This is a genomic window from Rossellomorea sp. GQ25 (assembly GCF_059758515.1).
On the sequence record NZ_JCAXEQ010000005.1, the window covers coordinates 325,370 to 348,765 of the forward strand.

Sequence of the window (23,396 nt, forward strand, 5' to 3'; positions counted from 1 at the left end):
ATAGCTTGGTTTATTGTGCTAAAATCCTGGTTTGTTGTGCCACTTTCACGCTTTGTTGTGCCACTTTGGCCGTTTGTTGTGCCACTTTCGGGGAAACTTGTTTAAATGGTGAACAATGTCTCGTGTTAATGTTTAAATACCCTGCTTTAGACTGCACGCTCACAATCCGAACAAAAAAAGCCTCCCTTTAAGAAGACTTTATCTGTTGCGCCTATTCCTGCACCGTAATGTTCAGTACTTTTTCATTATCAAGATCGTGTACTACGACTACACGTACCTTCTTCTCTGCACTGTTCTCTTGAACGGTAAATTCGAATGAATCAGCCACTTTGTTTTCGGTCATTTTTTTTCGGCCCTGGTACTGATAATCCTTTACAGGCTGACCAGGATAATCCTCTTTAATGATGGCTGTGGCAATCCGGCCAAATTTTTCATAATCCGTTGGTTGAGCATATGCATGACTTGAAAATAAAAGAAAAAATACGGTTGATGCGATCACTATTGCTTTCTTTATTATCATCACCTCTGTTTACGTTTCATTAATAGGATGAATTAAATTCACTTATTTATTCACCCAATAGTAGGAAAACCAACAAATGCAACATAACCAACTTTTACAGAGAAATAAAAGCGGGTTTTTCCATACAATATGATTACCCCTTCAAAAGGAGGGAAACCAAGTGAACAAAGTCGATTACGATCGGGCCTTGTATTACACTCATCGATCAGAATGGGATAACCTGTTGATCCTCATGGTGAGAACGAAGGATGACCTTCTTTCAAAAAGAATTGAACACTTCTTACATGCGTATCATTTTTCAAATGATTACACGGTTGTAGAACGTAACCTATATACGCTTTTACGATATATTGAACATGCAAACTTCACCTATAGTGTCGAGCAACCACTTGAGGAAACCTTTGCAGAGATGTAACAAAAAGAGAATTCCACCTACGGCTGATCCAATTAGTATGCGCTATTGGATCAGCTTTTATTATTTTAGTATGTATAGAGCCACGGTTGTTTGTACCAGGTACATTTGTCGCGGATTGTACCTGGTACAATTTAGTGGTTTTGTACCTGGTACATTTTCAGCGTTCTTCACCTGGTACACTCTCCATTCATCCACAAAGAAAAAAAAACCGACACAATGCCAGTTTCCCCCATTAAGACGAAATTTCACTTTTCACTAGCTCAGCCGCTTTCACATACACCTTCAGTTCCCTTATCAGATCATCGACTAATTTAGCAGGTTCTTCTAAAAGTCCGTCCCCTTCATAATCAAAGCAGTGTGGATCAAGGATGAGCTGTTTCGGAATGACGTTTGCATACACTCCACGGCCGACGATGCGAAGGTTGTTTAAGCAGTTGATCCCGCCTTTTCCTCCACCGGCACATGCAAGAAGTGCCACTGGCTTGTGGGCAAATTGCTCGCTGCTTAAGAAATCGAGTGCATTTTTCAATGTCCCGCTCATACCGCTGTGATATTCCGGGGAAGCTAAAATGACGGCGTCTGCTTCCTTCACTTTTTGTTTAAGTGATTGAACAGTTTCAAGCTCTGATTGATCCTGTTCTCCGGTGTACAATGGCAGTGATCCATCACTTAAGTCAATAAGGTCAAAGTCATACATCCGGGCAATGAATCGTGATGCAATTCCAGTACGCCCTCGTTTTCTTGGACTTCCGTTAATAATTACAATACTCATGTTAGAAAAATCCTTTCCGGTTTAGTTTGATGTCAATTGATGTTTAACGGCATACAAAGCCGCTTGGGTTCGATCGGATACTTCCAGCTTGGAAAAAATGTTTGAGATATGAGTCTTGACGGTTTTTTCCGTTATAAAGAGGCTCGAAGCGATCTCTTTATTACTCTTCCCTTTCGTGAGCTCAATCAAAACATCCTTCTCCCGTTTGGTGAGCTCATGGATTTTGTGTGGCGGCTCTTTTCTGGAGATCCGGGTAAGTAAATGGTTGGTTGCCTTAGGATGAAGAGAGTTTTCCCCGGATAAAAGCTTTCGGATGCTATTCACTAATTCATCGGGTTCAATATCCTTTAATTGGTACCCTGCTGCTCCTGCTTCTATGGCCGGAATCACGTGATTCTGATCGGAAAAGCTGGTGAGCATCAGTATTTGAATAGCGGGTTGATTCTTTTTAATTTCCTTTGTTGCTTGAACCCCGTCCATGACGGGCATCATTAAATCCATCAAGATGATATCCGGTTCCAATATTTGAGCTAATTGAACGGCTTCTGCACCATTCTTCGCTTCACCCACGATGTCCAGGTCCTTTTGTGTTTTCAAAAAAAATACGAGGCCTCTCCGTACAACATGATGGTCATCCGCTATTAACACTCTGATCATGCATGGCACCTCCTAATAGGGTATTTGAACTGAAATACTCGTTCCTTTTCCAAGTTGACTGTTTATCGTCAGTTCTCCACCAATGCTTTTCACACGCTCTTTCATACCTTGGATTCCTACTGACGGTAAGGACTGTTTCCTGTCATATTGAAATCCGTATCCTTTATCTTCTATCGTTAATCGAATCGATTGTGCTTCACTTTTTAATGTATAGAATATGTTCTTTTCACCCGAATGTTTTTTACAATTATTCAATGCTTCCTGACTGACACGCCACAATACTTCTTCAATTTTAGAGCTTAGGGATAGAACTCCCTCTACTTTCATTTCAAGGGCTAAACCGAGCATGTCTGCGTATCCTTTAGCCGCTTCCACCACTCCATTTTCCAAACCATGGGGTCTTAATTGCCAGATGAGGGCACGCATTTCCGATAGCGCTTCCTGGGCAAGATTTTGTATGGTCTTGAAGGTATCCTTTACTTCCTCTTCCCTGGTCATCTCCGCTCCTCCTCTTGCCGTTAACGTAAGCGAAAACAACAGTTGGTTCACAGAGTCATGAAGATCTCTTGCCAGTCGGTTCCTTTCGCCAATAAGAGCAACTTCCTGCTCCTTCTTAGTCAGCATAATCCGCTTAATGGCCGAGCCAATTTGAAAGGCAACCGATTCCAGAAGAGCCAGTTCATCCGTTGAAAAGTGGGTCTTATTCGGAGCTGCGACATTCAATAACCCAAAGGATTCATTTCCGGACTGAAGAGGGACGGTTGCATGATACGTTATTTCATCCGTATCCCCTCTGTTTTCTTCTATGGCCTGCTCAATCCGCTGACATTCGATGATATTGGATGCTTTCGTCAGCTTTCCATTTCGAAAGCGATTGACACACCAGCAGCCGCCCTTTTTCATCAGCTCACATTTTCGGTCAGATAGTGATTCCGGGAGATTCTCATAGGAGACAAGCTCGTGCCTGCCATCCTTTTCAATAAAGAAAATCCAACCCGTCGTGAAGCTTGTTCCTCTGATCAACTTCTTCACTGCACCTGAAAGCATGGAAGAAAGCTCTGTTTCATTGTTCAGCAATTCGGCTATCTCTTTCAAAAGTTCGATATTTGAAAGGGATTCTTGATTCATCTTCATCGTCCTCTCCGATCCTACACTACTATTATATAGATTTTACACAAAACCGGTATTCTCAAAAAGAATGAAACGTTCTACGACCTTTGACTGAAAACATATGTTCCAATCCCAGACAAAAAAACAAGAGATGCGCCAACACACATCTCTTGTTTCATTCCTACGCAATCGGATATTGCTGGGCAAATGGGTGAATTTTGATTTCATCGATGAGCAAATGCTTGGGTGCTGACGCCATGTAGATGACTGACTTTGCAATGTCTTCCACTTTCAGCCAGTCTTCCTTTTCCGGAAGTCCCTGTGTGGAATCGGCGAAGTATGTGTCAACCATACCCGGGTTGATCGTTCCGACACGGATTCCGTATTCTCTTACTTCCTGTGCCAGTGAACCACAGAAACCTTGCACCGCGTATTTCGTTGCTACATAGGCAGAGCCATTCGGAATCGTATACCGAGCTACATCAGATGAAATCGTAATGATCGTGCCGAATTTCTGTTCCTTCATATGAGGTAATACGGCTTTAGAACATAAGAACACACCTTGAACATTTACATCGAATATGTTTTTCCATTCATCAGCCGTTACTTCTTCCGTTGGTTTAAAAAAGCCTACACCGGCATTGTTAACCAGAATATCGATTCTTCCGTATGCCGAAATGGTTTCAGCAATCATGCGCTGTACGTCTGCTTCCTTGGATACGTCTCCCTGGACAGCGATCACATCCTTAATTCCGGATGCTTTTAACTCTTCAACTGCTTTATGTATGCTGTCAGAGCTTCCTACTAAGGTAAGTTTTACATTTTCTTTTGCAAATTGCTGAGCAATTTCTTTCCCGATTCCTCTTGATGCGCCTGTTACGATTGCCACTTGATCTTTTAACATTGTGATTCTCCTTTTCTTACTGTTTTTTCCCTTTAGCATGCCCCATACCGAGAAAAAAAGGAAAGGCTTTACGCCTCTCCTACAGATGAACTTACCATCGTTTCCACTTTCGCCATGATGGCATTTTGCAGAGCAAGTAATTTACTATCGCTATCGCTTTGTGTCTCACCAATCACGCTGAAGTAGAACTTGATTTTCGGCTCGGTTCCAGATGGGCGTAAGCAAATCCATGATCCGTCTTCAAGATAGTATTTTAAAACATTGGAAGATGGAAGGTGAATGGACGATTCTTCACCTGATTGTAAATCGACTTTCTTACTTACTTTATAATCTTCCGATGAAACGACCTGCATACCTGCCACTTCTTTAAAAGGCTCGTTTCTGAAGTCCTTCAGAATCCCCTGAATTTGTTCAGCGCCTTCTTTTCCTTTAAGAGTTAAGCTCTTAAGCCCTTCTTGATAGAAGCCATGCTGCTCGAATAAATCATTCAGTACATTGTATAGGGTTTTGCCCTGCTTCTTATAGTAAGCTGCCGCTTCTGCTGCCATCAGCACGGCTTGAATGGCATCTTTATCGCGGGCAAAGTCGCCAATTAAGTACCCATAGCTTTCTTCATAACCAAATAAGAAGGAGTATTCGCCTGTTTCTTCATACTTCTTGATTTTCTCACCGATAAATTTGAAGCCTGTCAGCACATCTTCCACTGAAGCTCCGTAATGTTCTGCCACTTTCCGGCCAAGTTCAGATGTAACGATCGTTTTAAATACACGTCCATTCTCAGGAATCATATTTTTTTCCTGTTTACGTGCCAGAATATAATCTAGCAGAATCGCACCTGTTTGGTTTCCTGTGAGAAGGATATACTCGCCTGATTCACCTTTAACGGCTACACCTAATCGGTCTGCATCGGGATCTGTCGCAATCAGGATATCTGCGTCGATTTCCTTCCCGTCACGGATGGCATATTCAAAGGCTGCTTTATCTTCCGGGTTCGGGGATTTCACAGTCGTAAACTCAGGATCTGGAATCGCCTGTTCCTTTACAATGTGAACAGACTCATATCCTAAAGCTTTCAGACCCTTTTCAGCCATCTTTAAGGCTGTTCCATGTAATGGAGAAAACACGATTTTCAGATCGACTTCCTTGGCGATTTGCGGTTTTTCAGAAATCGAAATCAGATGCTCCAGGTAAGATTGATCGATCTCTTCGCCAATCATTTTAATCAGGCCGGATGATTTCAATTCTTCTTCGGATTTAACTTCAATTTCCAGCTCATTTTCCACTTCATTCACTTTATCGATAACGGCATCGGCTACGTGTGGAGGCAGCTGGGCTCCATCCTCACCGTATACTTTGTACCCATTATATTCAGGTGGATTATGGCTTGCCGTGACCACGATTCCAGAGAACGCCTTTAATTGTCTAAGGGCAAATGAAAGCTCTGGAGTTGGCTTGAGTTCGTCGAACACATATGTTTGAATACCATGTGTAGCCAATGTCTTAGCTGATTCCATGGCAAATTCAGGTGATTTATAACGGGAATCGTAAGCTATTACAACTCCGCGCTTTTTAGCCTCTTCACCTTGTTCTTCTATGTATCGTGCTAATCCTTCAGAGGCCTTTCTAACTGTATAAATGTTCATTCGATTGGTTCCGGGACCAATTTCTCCCCTCATTCCACCAGTACCGAATTCCAGGTTTTTGTAAAATGCGTCTTCTAAGGTTTTCTCGTCGTCTTTCATTGCTCCTAAAAGCTCGTTGATCTCTTCATCCAGATGCAAGTAGTCGCTCCATTTTTCCCATGATGTTTTCCAACTCAAAACGATCCCCTCCTAATGCTGTATAATAATAAATTCTATCACATATTGTAGAAATCCTTCTAAAACAATCCGTCACATGTCGACAAGATTCGTTTAGCCCTTATTTTAGCATAATTTTTCTAAAAAGAATTTGTCTTTTTTTCTCAAAAAAGCCTCACTGAACAAATCAGCGAGGCTTTTACTGGATTACTTCTTATAATTAACTCCATACACATCATGGCGGCGATCTTTCAGCTGGCGGACCGTTCCCGATTGACGCTGGCGTCGCAGGACTTCGAGATCGACGTCTCCGATCATGACCATTTCAATGTTCGGATTGGTTTCACCGACGATTCCGTCACGGGCAAATTCAAAGTCAGACGGAGCAAAGATACCTGATTGAGCGTATTGAATGTCCATATTTTCTGTTTGTGGAAGATTCCCAACTGTACCGGAAATGACCGTATAGATCTGGTTCTCAACAGCACGGGCTTGTGCACAGTATCTGACACGGAGATACCCTTGGCGATCTTCTGTACAGAATGGAGTAAAGATGATTTTCGCCCCTTTGTCAGTTGCAATACGGGCAAGCTCAGGGAATTCGATATCATAGCAGATTTGAATCGCGATCTTCCCGCAATCCGTGTCGAATACCCTTACTGAATCTCCTGGACTGATTCCCCACCATTTTCGTTCATTTGGTGTGATATGAACCTTGTACTGTTTCTCGATCGTTCCATCACGACGGAACAAGTATGCGATGTTGTAGATTTCATCGTCTTCTTCCTTAACGAAGTGAGAACCCCCAATGATATTGACGTTGTAACGAACCGCTAAATCCGTGAATAATTCGATGTATTCCTCAGTAAAATCCGTCAGCTTTCTCACTGCTAAGCTCGGTGACTGGATGTTCAAGAATGACATGAGCTGTGTGGTGAAGATTTCAGGGAACACGACGAAATCAGATTTTGCATCTGAGGCTACATCTGTGAAGTATTCAACCTGATTCGCGAACTCCTCGAAGGAATTAATTTTACGCATCATGTATTGAACAACACAGATTCTGACAGGATAACTTGTTTTAAAATGCCGCTTGCTGGATGGACGGTAATCGACGTTATTCCATTCCATCAGCGTGGCGTATTTATGTGATCGCTTGTCATCAGGTAAATAGTTCGGATTGATCCGCATCAGGGTGAAGCCGTTTAATAACTGGAATGATAGTACAGGGTCATAAATCTTATGACGCCCAACTGAATCCACGTATTCTCTAGGAGACATCTCCTCTGAGTGTTTATGGTAGTTCGGGATGCGTCCCCCGATGATGATACTCTTTAAATTCCACTGTCGGGCTAGATCCTTCCTTGCTTCATATAAACGGTGTCCTACCTTCATGCGTCGGTATCCAGGGTGCACCATGACTTCAATTCCGTACAGGTTATAGCCATCGGGATTGTGATTCGTTATGTATCCATTATCCGTTACATCATCCCATGTGTGGCGGTCGTCATACTCGTCAAAGTTAATGATCAAACTCGAGCATGATGCAATAATTTCCCCTTCTAATTCGGCGACAAGCTGACCTTCCGGAAACACGTCCAAATGACTTTCCAGATGCTCCACATTCCAAGGATCCATCCCTGGAAAACAGACAGACTGCATGTTGATTATATCTTGAATGTCCTTATGTTCCATGGGACGAATGATCATTTTCTTTTCGAACTGTGATAAGTCTAGTTTTTCTGCCATCTATGATCTACTCCTTCATAAAATACCTGAATTATATACCCTTATAGTGCACTGTTGAAACGAAGTTCATGACAGTCCATCTCTTTTATTTTAGCAAAGGGGGGTGTGTGATTTGAAGAAATTTGATTTGGCTATAAATATTCTTTAAACAGCCAGTAATGGTTGATTTCCGCTCCAGGTCCCCGCTTTTCGCGGGGCGGGCGGTGAGCCTCCTCGGCTTCGCCTGTGGGGTCTCACCTTTCCCGCAGGAGTTGAGCACCTTCCGCTACAATCAACTTCGTTATCATTTTTTTCAAAAATTTGATCTTAAGAAAAAAGCTCAAAAATAGAAGCACCCGCTTTGATGGGTGCTTCCTTTCATTTATCCTTTAAAGTAGAAAGCCGTTGCTTCCCAAGGATTTAATGTAAATGCATCTTGTTTAAGGTTTTCTTCGTTTGTTATCAGGACTTCCGCCTGATTGATATCAAAAGAAGCGACATTATCGATGACTTGCTTTTCTCCAGATACATTGCAAAGAACCAGGATTTTCTCACTTCCATGCGTTCTCGTATAAGCATACACATGAGGATGATCTGCATAGTGAAGCTCGAATGATCCATATGGAATAATTTCATAGTCTTTACGAAGAGCGATCAATTTTTGGTAGTAGTAAAAAATTGATTCTGAATCTTTTAACGCTTCTTCAGCATTGATTTCTTTGTAGTTCGGGTTAATGGCAATCCATGGATTGCCTTCTGTGAACCCGCCATTGTCTTGGCTGTTCCATTGCATAGGGGTTCTTGCGTTGTCTCTTCCCTTTACATAAATGGACTTCATGATTTCTTCCAGATCCTTGCCTTTTGCTACTTTTTCACGGTACATGTTGAGGGTTTCAATATCCTTGTACTCATCAATGGAAGAGAATCGGACATTCGTCATTCCGATTTCTTCTCCTTGATAAATGTAAGGCGTCCCCTGCATCAGATGAAGAAGTGTTGCCAGCATTTTCGCAGATTTCACGCGGTACTCACCATCGTGACCAAGTCGTGACACAATCCTTGGCTGGTCGTGATTGTTCCAGTACAAACTGTTCCAGCCCTTCCCGTGAAGTTCTGTCTGCCACTTCGTTAAAATGGTTTTCAACTTTACTAGGTCGAATGGAATGACGTCCCATTTCCCTCCTGGCCCTGAGTCCACATCCATATGCTCAAACTGAAATACCATATTGACTTCATTGCGGTCTTCACCTGTGTAAAGTACGGCTTCATCCGGTGTCACACCTGGCATTTCACCAACCGTCATCGCATCATAATGAGAGATAACCTCTTGATTCATTTCCTGGAGAAATTCATGAATGCGAGGACCGTTCATAAAGTACTCATGACCGGAAGCATACGTTTTCCCTTCAGGATTCGGCGCATCAGGTAAGCCCGGAACTTTTGAAATGAAGTTGATGACATCCATACGAAAACCATCGATTCCTTTATCCAGCCAGAATTTCATCATGTCATAGATTTCCTGACGTAGCTTCGGGCTCTCCCAGTTTAGATCCGGCTGCTTTTTCGAGAAGAGATGCAGAAAATATTCCTCTGTCGTTTCATCATATTCCCAAGCAGAACCGCTAAATACAGACTCCCAGTTATTCGGCTCTTTTCCGTCTTTTCCTTCACGCCAAATATAATAATCACGGTATGGATTATTCTTCGATTTTCTTGATTCAATAAACCAGCCGTGCTCATCAGAAGAGTGATTCACTACTAGATCCATCACAAGTTTCATCTCACGCTTATGCATTTCCTCAAGCATTTCTTCCCAATCAGCCATTGTGCCGAACTCGTCCATAATCTTTTTATAATTGCTTATATCATACCCATTGTCATCATTCGGAGATTCATACACAGGAGATAACCAGACTACATCAATGCCCAGTTCTTTCAGATAATCCAATTTAGAAATAATTCCTCTGATATCACCGACGCCATCTCCGTTTGAATCCATGAAGCTGCGAGGGTAAATTTGATAGACGACCGATTCTTTCCACCATTGTTTTGTCATGTGTGTTTTCCTCCTGTTAGATCAATACATAAAATAGAACGTTAACTGCAAACGCTTGCACAAATCGTTAAAAAAATATCATATTTCTTCATAAAGATTTCTCATTTTACATTTATAATAATACCATACTATAATTTGATAGAATATACTTAGAAAGGAATTCTATATGAATAAAAAAGCAGATTCTCTGTTATTCCTGGCATGGGCTTCCTCTCTTGTGGCATCTCTGGGGAGTTTATATTTCTCTGAAATCATGAAATATGAACCATGTGAATTATGCTGGTATCAGCGTATTTTAATGTATCCGATGGTCATTCTATTAGGTGTGGCATACGTGCGCAAAGATTTTCAAGCGGCATTATATTCTACTATCTTATCCGGAATCGGCCTTCTCGTTTCCTTGTATCACTACTCTCTTCAAAAAGTTTCATTCCTATCAGAGAGTGCACCTGCCTGCGGACGTGTCCCATGTACAGGCGAATACATTAACCTGTTAGGCTTTATCACCATCCCATTCTTGGCATTGACCGGTTTCATCATCATCTTTATCGCAAGTGTAATGGTATTAAAAGCATTAAAGGAGGACAAATAGATTGAAGAAAATCATTATATTTCTAGTAGCGATCGTCGCATTATTCGCTGCCATCGCGCTCATCACAAGCATGCAAAACAGTCAAAAGGCAGAGGGAAATAAGTTCAAAAAAGCGAATCTTAACCCGGCCACCGTCGAACTCCTGGACGACCCTAACTATCAAAATGTAATCCTTCCCGAAGAGCTGGAAGAAAAATTAAAGAATAACGAAGATGTAACTGTGTATTTCTACAGCTCATCGTGTATTCATTGTAAGAGGACTACTCCTATACTTGCTCCACTTGCCGAAGACATGGGAGTCGATATGGTTCAGTACAATCTACTTGAATTTGAACAAGGATGGGATGAATACCGAATCGAATCCACTCCAACACTGGTACATTTCGAAAATGGAAAAGAAGTGGCGAGAATCGTAGGAGAACAGCCTGAAGAAGAATTTAAGAAGTTTTTTGAAGAGAACGGTACGGAAGAATAATTAAACAAAAAAAGAGGGGCTGACTTTTCCAAAAGTCAGCCCCTTTCAAGTGAGGAGGAATTTCAAGATGAAGATACTCGAGTATCTTCAGGATTAACTTATTACAAGTTATCTTCCCCTCTAAACGATCTTCTAAACGTTTTATTCGAATTTTCTAAAGCATCTAACTTTTCCCGACGTGATTTTTTAAACAAGCAGCTGATTATCCGCTCTCGAATAAATACTTAAACTATGTTTACAATCCGATTCTTCACTGAATTGATCATATGACAATGGAAAAAACACACCAAAGCCCTGTAGAATATGAGCGTTGTGGTAAAACATTTCTTCATACACATCTTTCTTTGTTCCGCTCTCGACAATGGAAATCAATGTTTGTAAGCTTGAAATCACCTGAAACGCTTCCTTAAGGGTTCCAAAATATTCAAAGTTTCTCGTCGTCGTATGTAATACTTGCATATCGTCAAATTGTTCAATTTCATCATCTGTGAAATAATCAGGGAAAATAGTACAATACATGTACTGTATGAGCTCTTGAATTTTATCTTCCTGTTCATGTGTTGATGCAAGTAAAACTTTCACCGTCATAACCCACCTTTGTAATGGTTGTCATCTCTCTGTAATAGATATATTAAGGATAACATAGATGTAGAACCCACTGCGTGGTAATTATACCCATGAATTGGATTGAACAGGAGTTAATCTAGGATTAAACACCCATATTAGATTAAGATTTCTGTCATTTAAAGGAGTTTTTTGATGAAAACACAGAAAAAAGGAGAACGTTTTGAACTAGTTATTCCAGATGATTGGAAAAATGTAACGATTGAAACAATTATTAGAAATCACTGGCAAGCTCCTAAGAAACTAATTCATTCCATGAGGATGGAAAAGGATATCAAAGTGAACGGGGAAGCGATTTCCTGGACCCAGCCCCTTTCGCCGGGAGATACGCTTCAGCTTCATTTATTTAAAGAAGTAGAATTCGATGTCCCTCCGACCTACGGAGAAATCGATGTTTTATTTGAAGATGACCATCTGATTGTCGTAAATAAACCTGCCGGGCTCGATACTCACCCAAACCACCCTGAAGAAACGGATACCCTTGCAAATCTGGTAGCCTTTCATCACCAGGCGAAGGGAGAGAGTTGCCGAGTTATGCATATTCATCGTTTGGATCATGATACATCGGGAGCGATCATCTTCGCCAAGCACCCGTTAAGTAAAGCGATTCTCGACCGCCTTCTCATTGAGAGACAGATAAAGCGTACATACCATGCTCTCGTTCATGGTCGATTGAAACAGAAAAAAGGCACCATCTCTGAACCGATTGGCAGGGACCGCCATCACAATACCAGAAGAAGAGTTTCACCTTCTGGTCAGGATGCAGTCACCCACTACAAGGTGCTGGAGTATAAAAATTCTTATACAATAGTAGAGGTCCAGCTTGATACGGGACGCACCCACCAGATTCGCGTCCATATGAGTCACATCGGTCATCCTTTAGTGGGAGACATATTATATGGAGGAAAGCCGATTTTCAAAAGGCAATCGTTGCATGCAGCACGGATTTCATTTCCACATCCCCTGACGGACGAGTGGATCGAATGTGAGGCTGAGTGTGTGGATGATGTTGGGCTTTGAGAACAAAAAAAAAACGAGCCACTCTCATTCGCGAGTGACTCGTTTTTTTATATGTTGATTATTTCAATCCGTTTTTCACCGCTTCAGCGATTTGGATCGTACGGCGAGCTTGGTGTTTCACTGCAGGCTCTACGGATTCAACCATATTGCCCTCTTGATCGACCGTTACGCTCGTTCCGTATGGGTTTCCTCCTGTAGTAAAGCTTGATTGGTCTGTGTATCCAGGAGCTGCGATGATGGCACCCCAGTGCATCATGGTTGTGTATAGAGCCAGAACCGTCTGCTCCTGTCCACCGTGTGAGTTACTTGCTGAGGATGTGGCGCTCACTACTTTGTTTGCCAGTTTTCCGTTGAACCAAAGACCTCCTGTAGTATCCAGGAAGGCTTTGACTTGAGAAGGAACGTTTCCGAATCGGGTTGGAACATTGAAAAGGTAAGCGTCTGCCCATTCAAGATCGTCAAGTGTCGCAACAGGTACACTATCTTTTGTTTCATTATAATGCTTTTCCCATGCAGGGTTTGAAGCAATTGCTGCTTCAGGTGCTGTTTCTTCAAAACGGAGTACCTTCACTTCAGCTCCAGCTTCTTTTGCAGCCTCTTCTGCCCATTTCGCCATTTGATAGTTTGTTCCTGTTGAACTGTAATACATGATTGCCAATTTTACGTTAGACATAATCAAAATCTCTCCTTTAAATATGATTTGTATATAGTAAATGGATGAAACACAGAATCAGGATGCAGGTAAATCAATCAGAAAAACCTGCAAAGCTATGATCGTAACGTAACACTTTTAAATTTTAGAATAATAGTGCGTCTATAGAGAATGTTCCTGCCCCTACCAGTGCTACTCCAAGAGCCACAACAATGAGCATCACATTATATTCTGTACCATTTTGTGTTACCCAATAACCATTTGGCCCGTGAACTTTTACGATTGCTACAATCATCGTGCCAATGATAATTAACGCTGCTAATGGCGTCAGGAAACCTGCTGCGAATAGTAATCCCCCTGCAACTTCAGAAAGTCCTGCAAGTAATGCCATTGTTTTTCCCGGCTTGATCCCAATGGACTCAAAGAAACCACCTGTTCCTTGTAGTCCGTGTCCACCAAACCAACCAAATAATTTCTGTGCTCCGTGAGCAGCGAATGTTAACCCCACTACTAAACGAATAACCAATAAACCGAACGCAGCTAATGCTGTCATCTTACTTCCTCCTTTATGATTCCCTTTGAGATTTATCTTCAAACATTTCAAATTAAATTATTCTCAAATCATTTATCTTGATTTTGAGATATATACATAAAAAAAGAGTACATGTTATCTCGAATATATTTATTTTGATTTCGAGATAATTGTATACTACTCTTCTCGTCTCTGTCAATAACTATTTTACAAATTATATTTAAATGGGGGTCTGGAGGCAAGAGGGCAAAAATAAGAGGTCCGTCCCTCATCCGGAGGGACGGACCTCTTTCATATTTCAATTAGAAATCGAAGTTGTCTGGATCTGGCCCGAAGCGTTCGTCGAGATTCAATCCGTTGATTTGGTTCATTTCTTCCAGTGATAGTTCAAAGTTGAACAGGTCTGCGTTTTCTTTGATGCGGTTATCATGAACAGATTTAGGAATGATGATGACATCATTCTGCAGGTGCCAGCGCAGAATCACTTGAGCAGCGGATTTCTCATGCTTTTCAGCAATATGATTGAGTGTTGGTTCATCCAGCACACGCCCTTGAGCGATTGGGGACCATGCTTCCACTGCAATATTGTGTGATGCACAGAATTCTCTTGTTTTTTCCTGATTCAGTCGAGGATGCAGCTCGATTTGATTTAGTACAGGCTTCTCATTGCTGTTCTTCATCAAATCTTCAAGGTGATGCTGATGGAAGTTACTTACACCGATGGATTTCACTAACCCTTCGCTATAGAGTCTTTCAAGAGCTCTCCATGTATCGTTGTACTTTCCTTCTACCGGCCAGTGGATTAAATAAAGATCCAAGTAGTCCATATCAAGCTTTTTCAGGCTGTTTTCGAATGCTTTCAATGTCGTATCGTAGCCTTGATCACTATTCCACACTTTTGATGTAATGAACAGTTCCTCTCTGACTACTCCACCTTCTTTCACACCTTGACCTACACTTTCTTCATTATCGTAGATCGCCGCTGTATCGATGGAACGGTACCCTGACTCAATCGCTGTGCGAACGGCTTGTACCGTTTCAGACGGATCTTTCATTTGGTAAACTCCTAAACCAACATAAGGAATTTCGATTCCGTTATGTAGTGTCTTCGTGCTCTGTAAGTTTTTTAACATATTGCATCCCTCCTGATTTATTATTTTACAAATTCACTCAGCTTTTTGCTAATGTTATGATTGAAAAATACGTTTTTACACTAAATTAAGGTCCGTCCCTTTCCATTAGGGACGGACCTATTTAGAGCATCTATCGACCGATAAATTGCTCTCTTCTCTTTCCGATAAACGCCAGCTTATGAAGGGGACGGGTCATGGCCACGTATTGGAGCTTGATGTCGAGTTCGCTATCCGGGTTGAATGCTTCATCCACCGCTGCGATAATGACGACATCAAATTCAAGTCCTTTTGACAGGTAGGATGGCACGACGACGATTTGATCTTTCGGGATTGATTCCTGCTCTTCCAACAGTTTCACTTTTCCAGGTTGCCGTTTTTGAAGGATCTCGCTGATTTTCATACAGTCTTTCATGCTTTTTCCGATAACAGCGAATGTCTGGAATCCTTCTCTCCTTCCTTCTGCCACCTTTTCCTCGATAATGGAAGCTAATGTTCCGACTTCCACATACTCATCAAAGCTTGGAGATTTCCCGTGTCTCACCACAGGATTCACTTTCGGGAAATCATAGGGTAGTAGATTCAGCAGTTTATTCGCTTCCTCCATGATTTCAATCGTGGTACGGTAACTTTTTTGAAGTTCGGTATACGTTGCCCTTGGGAACACGTCACGGTACACCGGTTCCCACGACTGAAGACCCCGGTAAGAATGGATTCCTTGAGCAAGATCCCCGACCAGAGTGAACATATCGGTTTCAAGTGCCCTCTTCAACGAATAAAGCTGCAGATAACTATAATCCTGGGCTTCATCAATCACGATGTTTTTTGCTTTGTAAAATTTGTCTATTCCGAACAAGTGTGATTGCAAGTATAGAAGAATCGCTAAATCTTCTACTTCATACTGCTTTTTCTTCGCGTATAAAAGCGTATAGTGACAAAGCTGTTCGGCTTGTTCCATGCTTATCTCGCCTTTTGAGTATGAAACAAGACGCTCTGGATCAGAAAATAATTCGATGAAATATTGATCCAGATTCTTCTTTTCAAACTGTTTCATGTACCCATTAACGCTTGTACGAATGGCTTTCTTAATTTCCTCTATACGCTCACTTTTTTTGTCCAAGGCTTTTGACACATAGTCCTTCCGGTTCGCGGCCTGTGTCCGTTGAAAGAGAGCTGTTTCGATCCGTTCATCGAAAAACTTCTCTACCTTCTCCACCATTTGCTTCTTGTTCGTCCGAACATAACTCTGTAAGAGAGTCTTCAGCTTTTCCATTCGGCGATAGATGGGCATATACGTATATTCATTTTTAAACAGATGAGTGAACTTTTTGGCGGTGTAGAGCTTGTATTTATCCACATAGAAGTCCTTCGACGTATAAAATCGCTGTTCAATTTCTTCTATATAATCATCAAGTATTCTCCTGAATGCTTTGGAGCCTTTGAATCCTGATATCCACGAGGCAGTCTCTACGCCTTCATCATGGGTTTCGATTAACTGAATGAGCTTGTTATCTTCTACTAGTTTCAGCTTCTTTTCAAGGCAGGTCATGACATAATCCTTGAACGTCGTTTGTCTTACACGTTCTACCCCAAGTTCCGGCAATGCCTCTGAAATATAGTCAATGAATAAATTACTGGGCGCTAGGATCATTAGTTGTCTGGGATCAAAATGTTGTTTGTAATTGTAAATAAAATATGAAATCCGGTGAAGGGCGATCGTTGTTTTCCCGCTGCCCGCCGCTCCTTGAACAATGATTGGCTTGTTTAAATCTGCCCGGATGATCCGGTTTTGTTCTTCTTGAATGGTGGAAATGATCTCGGTTAAACGATTGCTGGAGCTTTTGGCTAATGAATCCTGAAGCAGTTCATCTGTGGTTGTTAAGTCAATATCCCTAATTTCTTCTAACAAACCATCCTCAATCATGTACTGACGCTTTAAAGAAAGATCTCCTTCGTACGTCTCGTCTTCCGCTTCATACGAAACGTCACCGATTCTTCCTTCGTAGTAAAGGTTCGCTATGGGAGAACGCCAGTCCACAATGATTTGTTCTTGATTTTCGCGCTGATACAAAGAGGTCTTGCCGATATAATGCTTCTCTACTTTGTCAGAACCCTTATGTTGAAAATCAATTCGAGCAAAGTAAGGCTTGTTCTTCGCTTTAAGAAGGGATTCCAATTCTTCCTTCGACATCTCAAAAAAGCTTGAGTTGGTCAATATATCAATGTAGGCCGCACTGGATTCGCCCCAATCAATATCTCCAAAAGCTTTTTCCATGTTTTCCTTATACTTTTCCTTACTCGTCTGGGATGTGCTGATGACTACATCAATGTAGCGCTTCGTAAACTCCAGGCGTTCTGATTCAGTTGAAAAATCGGGATGAATAGTTGATTCCTTCGTCATACATTTCTCCTTCCAAATGTTAGTAGCCGCAATGGAGAAAAAAACGTCTCATCAATACCACTAAGGTAACGACTCTCAGTGGATGAACACGATCATACCGAAAAGCGGAGGCGGCTTGGTCAGGCCCGACAAGCATAAGACGAGCATGCCGAAAAGGCGTTCTTTGCCTTTTTGGCATGCTTGACTTATGACCTCGAGGGACTAGCCGCCGGAGCTTTGACATCTCGAAAAAGACTTAACGAAATCTGTATAAATTATGTAGGCGTTTGGGAGCAGGAATATATATTATCAGATAATTAGGATAATATCAATAGAGAAAAGCGTAAGGACTTTGCCCAGAGGCGACAAGCATAAGGCGGGCATGCCGGAAAGGCGCCTTTTGCCTTTTTGGCATGCCTGTCTTATGACCTCGAGCCTCTAAGCCCTGGAGCTGGACAACTCGACACCCCAGTACCCTGAACCAATAAAGTGATCAAAATCAAAAAAACCTCCACCTATACAGATGAAGGGTCTTTCATACAATCCACGGGAAACACAATTTGAAAACTCGTCCCCTTACCAACTCGACTTTCAACAGTAATGACGCCACTCATCGCTTCAATGATCCGATAGGAAACCATAAGTCCAAGACCAGTCCCTTTTTCCTTCGTAGAAAAATAAGGTTCTCCCAGTCTGGCGTGTTGTTCAGAGGTCATCCCGACTCCAGTGTCAGTGATGGTGATGCTGACGTTCTCCTTTTGAACCTTCGAAAGTATCGTCAGAGTACCTCCTTTTGGCATGGATTCAATCGCATTTTTGATGATGTTTAGAAATGCTTGCTGAAAGCTTCGTGTATTGCCGACGATGGTGGCGTCCATGATGCTTTTATGTACGTCCACCGATTGCTGGTTGCTCAGGGGCTCTACCATATCAATCAGCTTATTGAGTTGTTCAGAAATGGAGATGTTCTCCACATGATCAGGGTCAGGCTTGGCGAATGTAAGATAGTCATTGATGATATCTTCTGCCCGGTTCAGTTCTGATGATGCGATGGATAAGTACTGCTCTTTTTTTCCGACTGGAAGATTTTCTTGATTGAGCAATCTTAGAAATCCTTTAATAACCGTTAACGGATTCTTCACTTCGTGTGAAATGCTGGCTGCCAGTTGAGCGAGTACTTCCATTTTCTCTATCTTCACGAGTGCTTGTTTGATTTGAATCTGTTTAAGCAATGTTTCACATATGTATGTCAAGATGAGCATTCCCACTGAAGGGAGTAAGATGAAATTAATGAGATAGCTTTCATCAATCACAAACACGGTCATGGCCTTAGCAATAAGGGCTGCTACGATGGAATGAATGGTAAAGAGAATCACTGAGAATATGATCTTCTTACGGCTCGATAACCGGTTGAAATCAAACCATTTCATCCCGATAACCGTCAAGAGGTAGATCACCACATAAATAACAAACGCTACTAAACCCCAACTATATATCATTGTCCTGGATACCAATAAAACAACTAAAAGTGCGAGCCCTGTGTATGGTCCTCCATACATAATTCCGAGTACGAAAGGAATCATCCGTAAATCATGTACACAGTATGGATTATGATAGATTGGGGAAAGCATGCACAGGATAATGGCAATACTCAAAGAAACAAGGGTTGCTAACCTTGTATACCAACCATTTATCACCTTTCTTTCAATAAGGAAAAAAATTAAAAAAATGCTCAAAATGATATAAAAGAAATTATTAATAACATCCTGATTAAAGATAATCATACTTACCCTTTGACCTTTCACAGATATTGTCTACTTTATAGAAATTCTACCATACTACTAAACAAATCGTTACAATTATATATGTAATCGTACATTTAAATAAGAGAACTCTCCTGTACATGTACAGGAGAGTCATCAACTTACACAGTTTTCAATTGTTCACCAAGATATTTTGCCAACTCAAGCATCCCGTATTGTCCGTACTTCGCCTCGGCATCCTTGTTGTAATTTGTATTGGTGTTCACATCATACGTGTAGATGGTGCCTTCTTTGTCTTGAATGAATTCAATCCCTGCTACATCAATCCGGTTTTCTTTTAAGAATGCTTCGTAAGATGAGAGGATGCCATGGGAAAAGTTTTCCCTGATTTGGAATTTAGGGCTCTCCTCTTGCTCTCCCACTGGACAGAATAGATCATCGACCTGGCAGACATCGGCCGGACACAGTTCAAATCCTTTTGACGTATCCACCTTCACAGCATAGATGAATTTGCCGCCAATGAATTCACAGCGTGTGATCGAAGCGTCTGGTGCTTCAATGTATTCCTGGATTAGCGTCGTGCCATCTAGGGGTTCTTCAAATGCATCACTGTACACATAGCTTTTCAGTGCGTCCACTGAATGAAACAACTGTACACCCAATCCTTTTCCCGCACGATTATGCTTGGTGATAAAGGATGGTTTATTTAGCTTTTCAGCCGCTTCAATTATTTGTTCTTTTCCAACGGCTGCAATGGTTTTCGGTGTCTTGATGCCGGCAGCATTCAAGGCCATATACTGATTTACTTTACTGACTTCCAACCGGAGTGCACGGCTTCCGTTCAGTACCTTTCTATCATACCTCTCTAACCAGGAAAGAACGCTTTCCGTTAACTCAGGTGCAAAACGATGGTTTCGTGTATGGGAAGATGCACTGATTCGATTATAGAAAACACCTTCTGGCGGCTCTGATGATAAATCGACGAGTCCTTGATCCAGAAACCATTCCTCATAAGGCAATTGAAGCTCGTCGAGACGAGTCGTTAAATGATTGGTCCAATCACTATTTTCATGAATAATATGTATTTTTTTCACGATCATTACCCCATTTATTCGTATGATTTTTTAAAAATAGTCGTACAACACAAAGTAATCCTACTATAAAAGTAGGATTTAGGTCAATGATCATGAATTTATCTGGGCTTTCTGTCGGTTCTCATCTGAATTTTCATACCACTTTTTGTTAGCTGAGCGTTTGTTTTCGGGAAATCATGGCTATGGGAAAGGCTATGATCGTCCTTCAAGATATCCCTGATTTCCTGTAAGACTTCAAGGTTCGTCGTTTGCTTCACTTTGTATTGCTGCTCCCCGCCTTTCAAGCGATTGACCACCTTTATCATCAGAAAAATGCTCATGGCCACGAAAAGAAAGTCTACAAGTGCTTGTAGGAACTTTCCCAATTCAATCACCTCTGCTCCAATTCGAAGGTGCAGGCCTTCTAAGTTAATGCCGCCAAATAAAATTCCGATTGCCGGCATCATCATGTCTTGAACGAGAGACTCCACAATCTTGCCAAACGCTGAACCAATGATGACTGCAATCGCTAAATCAATTACATTCCCCCTTGAAATGAATTGTTTAAATTCAGATCACATGATGAATTCACCTACCGCTTCATTACTCTTAACATATGGCAGAAACGAGTGAGTTATGAAGACAAAGGCAAAAAAGCTACATAAGATATTTCCCTACAATGGCAAGCAACACAATAAAAGCGACTACGCCCATTAGGATGATTAACATTTTTTCTTCTTTATTCCCTAACATTCTTTTCGCCTCCTCTATTTCTTAAGGAACTTATACGGTCCCTCTTTCAAATAATTTCGTTTCCAGTATCACGGGGCGAGGGTCCTTATTTTCAAGAAATAGTTTAAACGATTCTTCTCCCACTTTTCGTATCGGTACCTCAAAGGATGTAATGTCCAGGGCATTGGCAATGGGATGATTGTCAAAGCTTAAGATAGCCAAATCATCGGGTATCCTGACCCCTCTTTTCCCTGCCTCTGTCACCATACCGGCTGAAACCTGATCACTCGTTACGATAAGGGCTGATGGCTTTTCTTTCAGCTGTTCCCAGGTCTTCACCACGTCTCTTCCATCATGCAGGTGATAGCAGTCATTGAAGATCCACTCATCACGCACAGGATGGCCGGCAGCTTCTGAGCTATCGTAATACCCCCGGATTCTCTCTTCACTATTCGTCCCAAACATTCGATGCAGGCATAGACCTATGCGGGAGTGACCCTTTGAATAAAGATATTCGAGACCATTCCTAACCCCTTGATAGTGATCGATATATATTTTTTTACACGAGTGACCGTACACATTTTCACAAAAAACAACATTGGCATTTTCCATGAACGGAGTGAGAACATCCAGTGAATTTGAACGTGACGTTAAGATCAATCCGTCTACTTCCTTCATTTGCAGACGATGAAAGGCATCAAGTTCGGCTCCCTTGTCATAATTCGTTTGAAAAAGTTGAAGATGATATCCATGCTTTAATGCTTCCCCTGCAATACCTTGAAGAATTTCTCCGAAGTAAGGAAGATTCAAATACGGCAAAACAACTCCTATGCTATAGGTCTTGCCTTTTGATAAATGGACAGCGTTTGCGTTTTTTATATAATTTAATTGCTCGACAGCCTCGAGAACCTTCTGACGTTTTTCTTCTTTCACATAAGGGTGTTCATTCAATACCCTTGAAACCGTTGAAACAGATACTCCCGCAAGCTTCGCGATACTGCGAATATTTGTCATACCCATACACCTCATTAAATATTCTGAATGGCCCACCTGTCCATATTACGCAAAAACTTAAATAAAACGCTTGCTCTGAAACGCGTTTCACACTTTAAAGTTAATCATGCAAAGGGTCACATTGGATTTCCTACCCCTAAAACATGATAAGGAGGCTATACTATGTTTGGTATTTTATTCTTACCCGTACTGTGTATCATCATCATCGGAGGAAGCTACGCCGCATTAAAGCCCATCCATTTCTATACTCCCCACGATCAACAGGATCCATTTGAGCACATATACAACAATAAACTCAACTAGTTCAATTGCCTGCCTTCAACGAAGCAGGCTTTTATTTTACCCACTTCACTGCCCACCCCTGGACGGCCTCCACCACGGGCTCCAGTTCTCTTCCCTTTTTCGTCAGGCTATAAAGGACTTTGACCGGCTTTTCGTCGAGAACTTCCCGATAAACGATTCCGTTTTCCTCCAGTTCCTTTAATCTGTCGGTCAACACCTTTTGACTGATATTCGGTATTTCTGCATTTAAATCTTTAAAACGGCACGTTCCTTCCAACAATACCTTTATGATGATCCCGATCCAGCGTTTGCCTAATAGTTCAAAGGCAGCGGCATATTTAGGGCAAAGTTTTGTTTCCATTTCAGTTAACACATCCTAAATTGTTATCCCTTGACGCATACTAAAACGTCGGTTATATTGTTCATATTACTTATACACTTACAAAAAGTAAGTAACATACAATTATATACCATATTATAACACTTTTTAAACATCAAGGAGGCTTTATCATGGATAACTTCTTTCAAGTCGTCGATGAACGACGCTCAACGAAAGTATACGACCCTCAAGTGGAGATCCCTCGTGAGGAATTAGTCAGCCTGCTCGAAACAGCAGGAAAAGCACCATCTGCCTGGAATCTTCAACAGTGGAAGTTCCTGGTATTCGATCGTAAAGAAGTTCAAGAAAGCTTACTTCCGATTGCTTATCATCAACAACAGGTTCATGATGCTTCTGCAGTTGTTGCTATACTTGGTGACCTGGAAGCCAATAAGAATGTCGATCCTGTCTTTGATCCTGCCATTGAAAAAGGTGAAATGACAGCTGAAATCAAAGAGGTACTGAAGAAACAAATAGACGGTGCATACAGCCGTGACGAATATCCGAGAGATGCCGCTTTCAGTAATGCTTCCTTAGCTGCTATGCAATTCATGCTTGCTGCAAAAGCGAAGGGCTGGGATACTTGCCCGATCGGCGGTTTCAATCCGGCAGCTCTCGTATCCGAATTCAATGTGTCGGAGCGCTATATCCCGATTATGCTGATTACAATCGGAAAACCACTTCAAGTAGCACGAAAATCAGATCGTTTAGATATCCGCAACTTAATTGATTGGGCGGAATAAGCCTATGAAAAAGCCGCATCCTTAGGGGATGCGGCTTTTTCAGT

General features: G+C 41.7%; 23 protein-coding genes and 1 pseudogene. 6 read left to right on the forward strand and 18 right to left on the reverse strand.

The features are described 5' to 3' along the window. Positions 1-211 precede the first annotated feature (211 nt). On the reverse strand, positions 212-520 hold the full coding sequence (locus AC6CIB_RS17340) for a DUF3889 domain-containing protein (protein WP_498282761.1): 309 nt from the start codon (positions 518-520) through the stop codon (positions 212-214). 160 nt (positions 521-680) lie between these two features. On the opposite strand from AC6CIB_RS17340, the gene AC6CIB_RS17345 reads away from it, so the two are divergent. Next, entirely contained in the window at positions 681-935 is a 255-nt protein-coding gene (locus AC6CIB_RS17345) for a YhdB family protein (RefSeq protein WP_044337863.1), read from the forward strand. Positions 936-1,167: 232 nt separating this feature from the next. On the opposite strand, the gene AC6CIB_RS17350 is transcribed toward AC6CIB_RS17345, so the two are convergent. The 7 genes from AC6CIB_RS17350 to AC6CIB_RS17380 all read right to left on the reverse strand — a co-directional run bounded on the left by AC6CIB_RS17350 (position 1,168) and on the right by AC6CIB_RS17380 (position 9,961). Beyond that, positions 1,168-1,707, reverse strand: a complete 540-nt coding sequence (locus tag AC6CIB_RS17350; RefSeq protein ID WP_498282763.1) for an NADPH-dependent FMN reductase — start codon at positions 1,705-1,707, stop codon at positions 1,168-1,170. A 21-nt stretch (positions 1,708-1,728) separates the two neighbouring features. After that, positions 1,729-2,364 carry a response regulator gene (locus AC6CIB_RS17355; protein WP_498282765.1) on the reverse strand — a complete coding sequence of 212 codons (636 nt, stop codon included), beginning with the start codon at positions 2,362-2,364 and terminating at the stop codon, positions 1,729-1,731. A gap of 12 nt (positions 2,365-2,376) precedes the next feature. Further along, complete coding sequence (locus tag AC6CIB_RS17360) at positions 2,377-3,492, reverse strand: GAF domain-containing sensor histidine kinase (RefSeq protein WP_498282893.1); 1,116 nt, start codon at positions 3,490-3,492, stop codon at positions 2,377-2,379. Positions 3,493-3,655: 163 nt separating this feature from the next. Continuing rightward, on the reverse strand, positions 3,656-4,378 hold the full coding sequence (locus AC6CIB_RS17365) for an SDR family oxidoreductase (protein WP_498282767.1): 723 nt from the start codon (positions 4,376-4,378) through the stop codon (positions 3,656-3,658). A 68-nt stretch (positions 4,379-4,446) separates the two neighbouring features. After that, complete coding sequence (locus tag AC6CIB_RS17370; protein WP_498282769.1) at positions 4,447-6,198, reverse strand: phospho-sugar mutase; 1,752 nt, start codon at positions 6,196-6,198, stop codon at positions 4,447-4,449. A gap of 186 nt (positions 6,199-6,384) precedes the next feature. Continuing rightward, a complete protein-coding gene (locus AC6CIB_RS17375; RefSeq protein WP_498282771.1) occupies positions 6,385-7,926 on the reverse strand; it encodes a GNAT family N-acetyltransferase in 1,542 nt (513 codons plus the stop codon). Between the two features lie 361 nt (positions 7,927-8,287). Then, a complete protein-coding gene (locus AC6CIB_RS17380; RefSeq protein ID WP_498282773.1) occupies positions 8,288-9,961 on the reverse strand; it encodes a glycoside hydrolase family 13 protein in 1,674 nt (557 codons plus the stop codon). Positions 9,962-10,127: 166 nt separating this feature from the next. On the opposite strand from AC6CIB_RS17380, the gene AC6CIB_RS17385 reads away from it, so the two are divergent. Continuing rightward, a complete protein-coding gene (locus AC6CIB_RS17385; protein ID WP_498282775.1) occupies positions 10,128-10,553 on the forward strand; it encodes a disulfide oxidoreductase in 426 nt (141 codons plus the stop codon). Position 10,554: 1 nt separating this feature from the next. Next, positions 10,555-11,028, forward strand: coding sequence for a thioredoxin family protein (locus AC6CIB_RS17390; protein ID WP_498282777.1), 474 nt, complete (start codon positions 10,555-10,557; stop codon positions 11,026-11,028). 186 nt (positions 11,029-11,214) lie between these two features. Here the strand turns inward: AC6CIB_RS17390 and AC6CIB_RS17395 are convergent, their stop codons facing one another. Further along, positions 11,215-11,610: a YhcU family protein gene (locus tag AC6CIB_RS17395; RefSeq protein ID WP_498282779.1), complete on the reverse strand. Its 396-nt coding sequence runs from the start codon at positions 11,608-11,610 to the stop codon at positions 11,215-11,217. A 177-nt stretch (positions 11,611-11,787) separates the two neighbouring features. Between AC6CIB_RS17395 and AC6CIB_RS17400 the strand changes: the two genes are divergently transcribed. Beyond that, positions 11,788-12,672 (forward strand): RluA family pseudouridine synthase, encoded by an 885-nt coding sequence (locus tag AC6CIB_RS17400; protein ID WP_498282781.1) that lies wholly within the window; start codon positions 11,788-11,790, stop codon positions 12,670-12,672. A gap of 58 nt (positions 12,673-12,730) precedes the next feature. On the opposite strand, the gene wrbA is transcribed toward AC6CIB_RS17400, so the two are convergent. The 8 genes and pseudogenes from wrbA to AC6CIB_RS17440 form a co-directional block, all read right to left on the reverse strand. Then, a complete protein-coding gene (gene wrbA / locus AC6CIB_RS17405; RefSeq protein WP_498282783.1) occupies positions 12,731-13,345 on the reverse strand; it encodes an NAD(P)H:quinone oxidoreductase in 615 nt (204 codons plus the stop codon). A 124-nt stretch (positions 13,346-13,469) separates the two neighbouring features. Beyond that, positions 13,470-13,877 carry a DoxX family protein gene (locus tag AC6CIB_RS17410; RefSeq protein WP_498282785.1) on the reverse strand — a complete coding sequence of 136 codons (408 nt, stop codon included), beginning with the start codon at positions 13,875-13,877 and terminating at the stop codon, positions 13,470-13,472. 281 nt (positions 13,878-14,158) lie between these two features. Then, positions 14,159-14,989, reverse strand: a complete 831-nt coding sequence (locus AC6CIB_RS17415; protein ID WP_498282787.1) for an aldo/keto reductase — start codon at positions 14,987-14,989, stop codon at positions 14,159-14,161. 130 nt (positions 14,990-15,119) lie between these two features. Beyond that, positions 15,120-17,387: an RNA polymerase recycling motor HelD gene (gene helD / locus AC6CIB_RS17420; protein ID WP_498282789.1), complete on the reverse strand. Its 2,268-nt coding sequence runs from the start codon at positions 17,385-17,387 to the stop codon at positions 15,120-15,122. Positions 17,388-17,881: 494 nt separating this feature from the next. Next, positions 17,882-19,150 (reverse strand): ATP-binding protein, encoded by a 1,269-nt coding sequence (locus AC6CIB_RS17425; RefSeq protein WP_498282895.1) that lies wholly within the window; start codon positions 19,148-19,150, stop codon positions 17,882-17,884. A gap of 140 nt (positions 19,151-19,290) precedes the next feature. Next, positions 19,291-20,223, reverse strand: coding sequence for an ATP-grasp domain-containing protein (locus AC6CIB_RS17430; protein ID WP_498282791.1), 933 nt, complete (start codon positions 20,221-20,223; stop codon positions 19,291-19,293). 98 nt (positions 20,224-20,321) lie between these two features. Then, positions 20,322-20,762 (reverse strand): annotated as a pseudogene (gene mscL, locus AC6CIB_RS17435) (large conductance mechanosensitive channel protein MscL); the annotation flags it as partial. Between the two features lie 223 nt (positions 20,763-20,985). Then, positions 20,986-21,948, reverse strand: coding sequence for a LacI family DNA-binding transcriptional regulator (locus tag AC6CIB_RS17440; RefSeq protein WP_498282793.1), 963 nt, complete (start codon positions 21,946-21,948; stop codon positions 20,986-20,988). 162 nt (positions 21,949-22,110) lie between these two features. Between AC6CIB_RS17440 and AC6CIB_RS17445 the strand changes: the two genes are divergently transcribed. Continuing rightward, positions 22,111-22,251: a hypothetical protein gene (locus AC6CIB_RS17445; protein WP_498282795.1), complete on the forward strand. Its 141-nt coding sequence runs from the start codon at positions 22,111-22,113 to the stop codon at positions 22,249-22,251. Positions 22,252-22,282: 31 nt separating this feature from the next. On the opposite strand, the gene AC6CIB_RS17450 is transcribed toward AC6CIB_RS17445, so the two are convergent. After that, positions 22,283-22,591 carry a winged helix-turn-helix transcriptional regulator gene (locus tag AC6CIB_RS17450; RefSeq protein WP_498282797.1) on the reverse strand — a complete coding sequence of 103 codons (309 nt, stop codon included), beginning with the start codon at positions 22,589-22,591 and terminating at the stop codon, positions 22,283-22,285. 149 nt (positions 22,592-22,740) lie between these two features. On the opposite strand from AC6CIB_RS17450, the gene AC6CIB_RS17455 reads away from it, so the two are divergent. Continuing rightward, positions 22,741-23,352, forward strand: a complete 612-nt coding sequence (locus AC6CIB_RS17455; protein ID WP_498282799.1) for a nitroreductase family protein — start codon at positions 22,741-22,743, stop codon at positions 23,350-23,352. Positions 23,353-23,396: the final 44 nt, after the last annotated feature.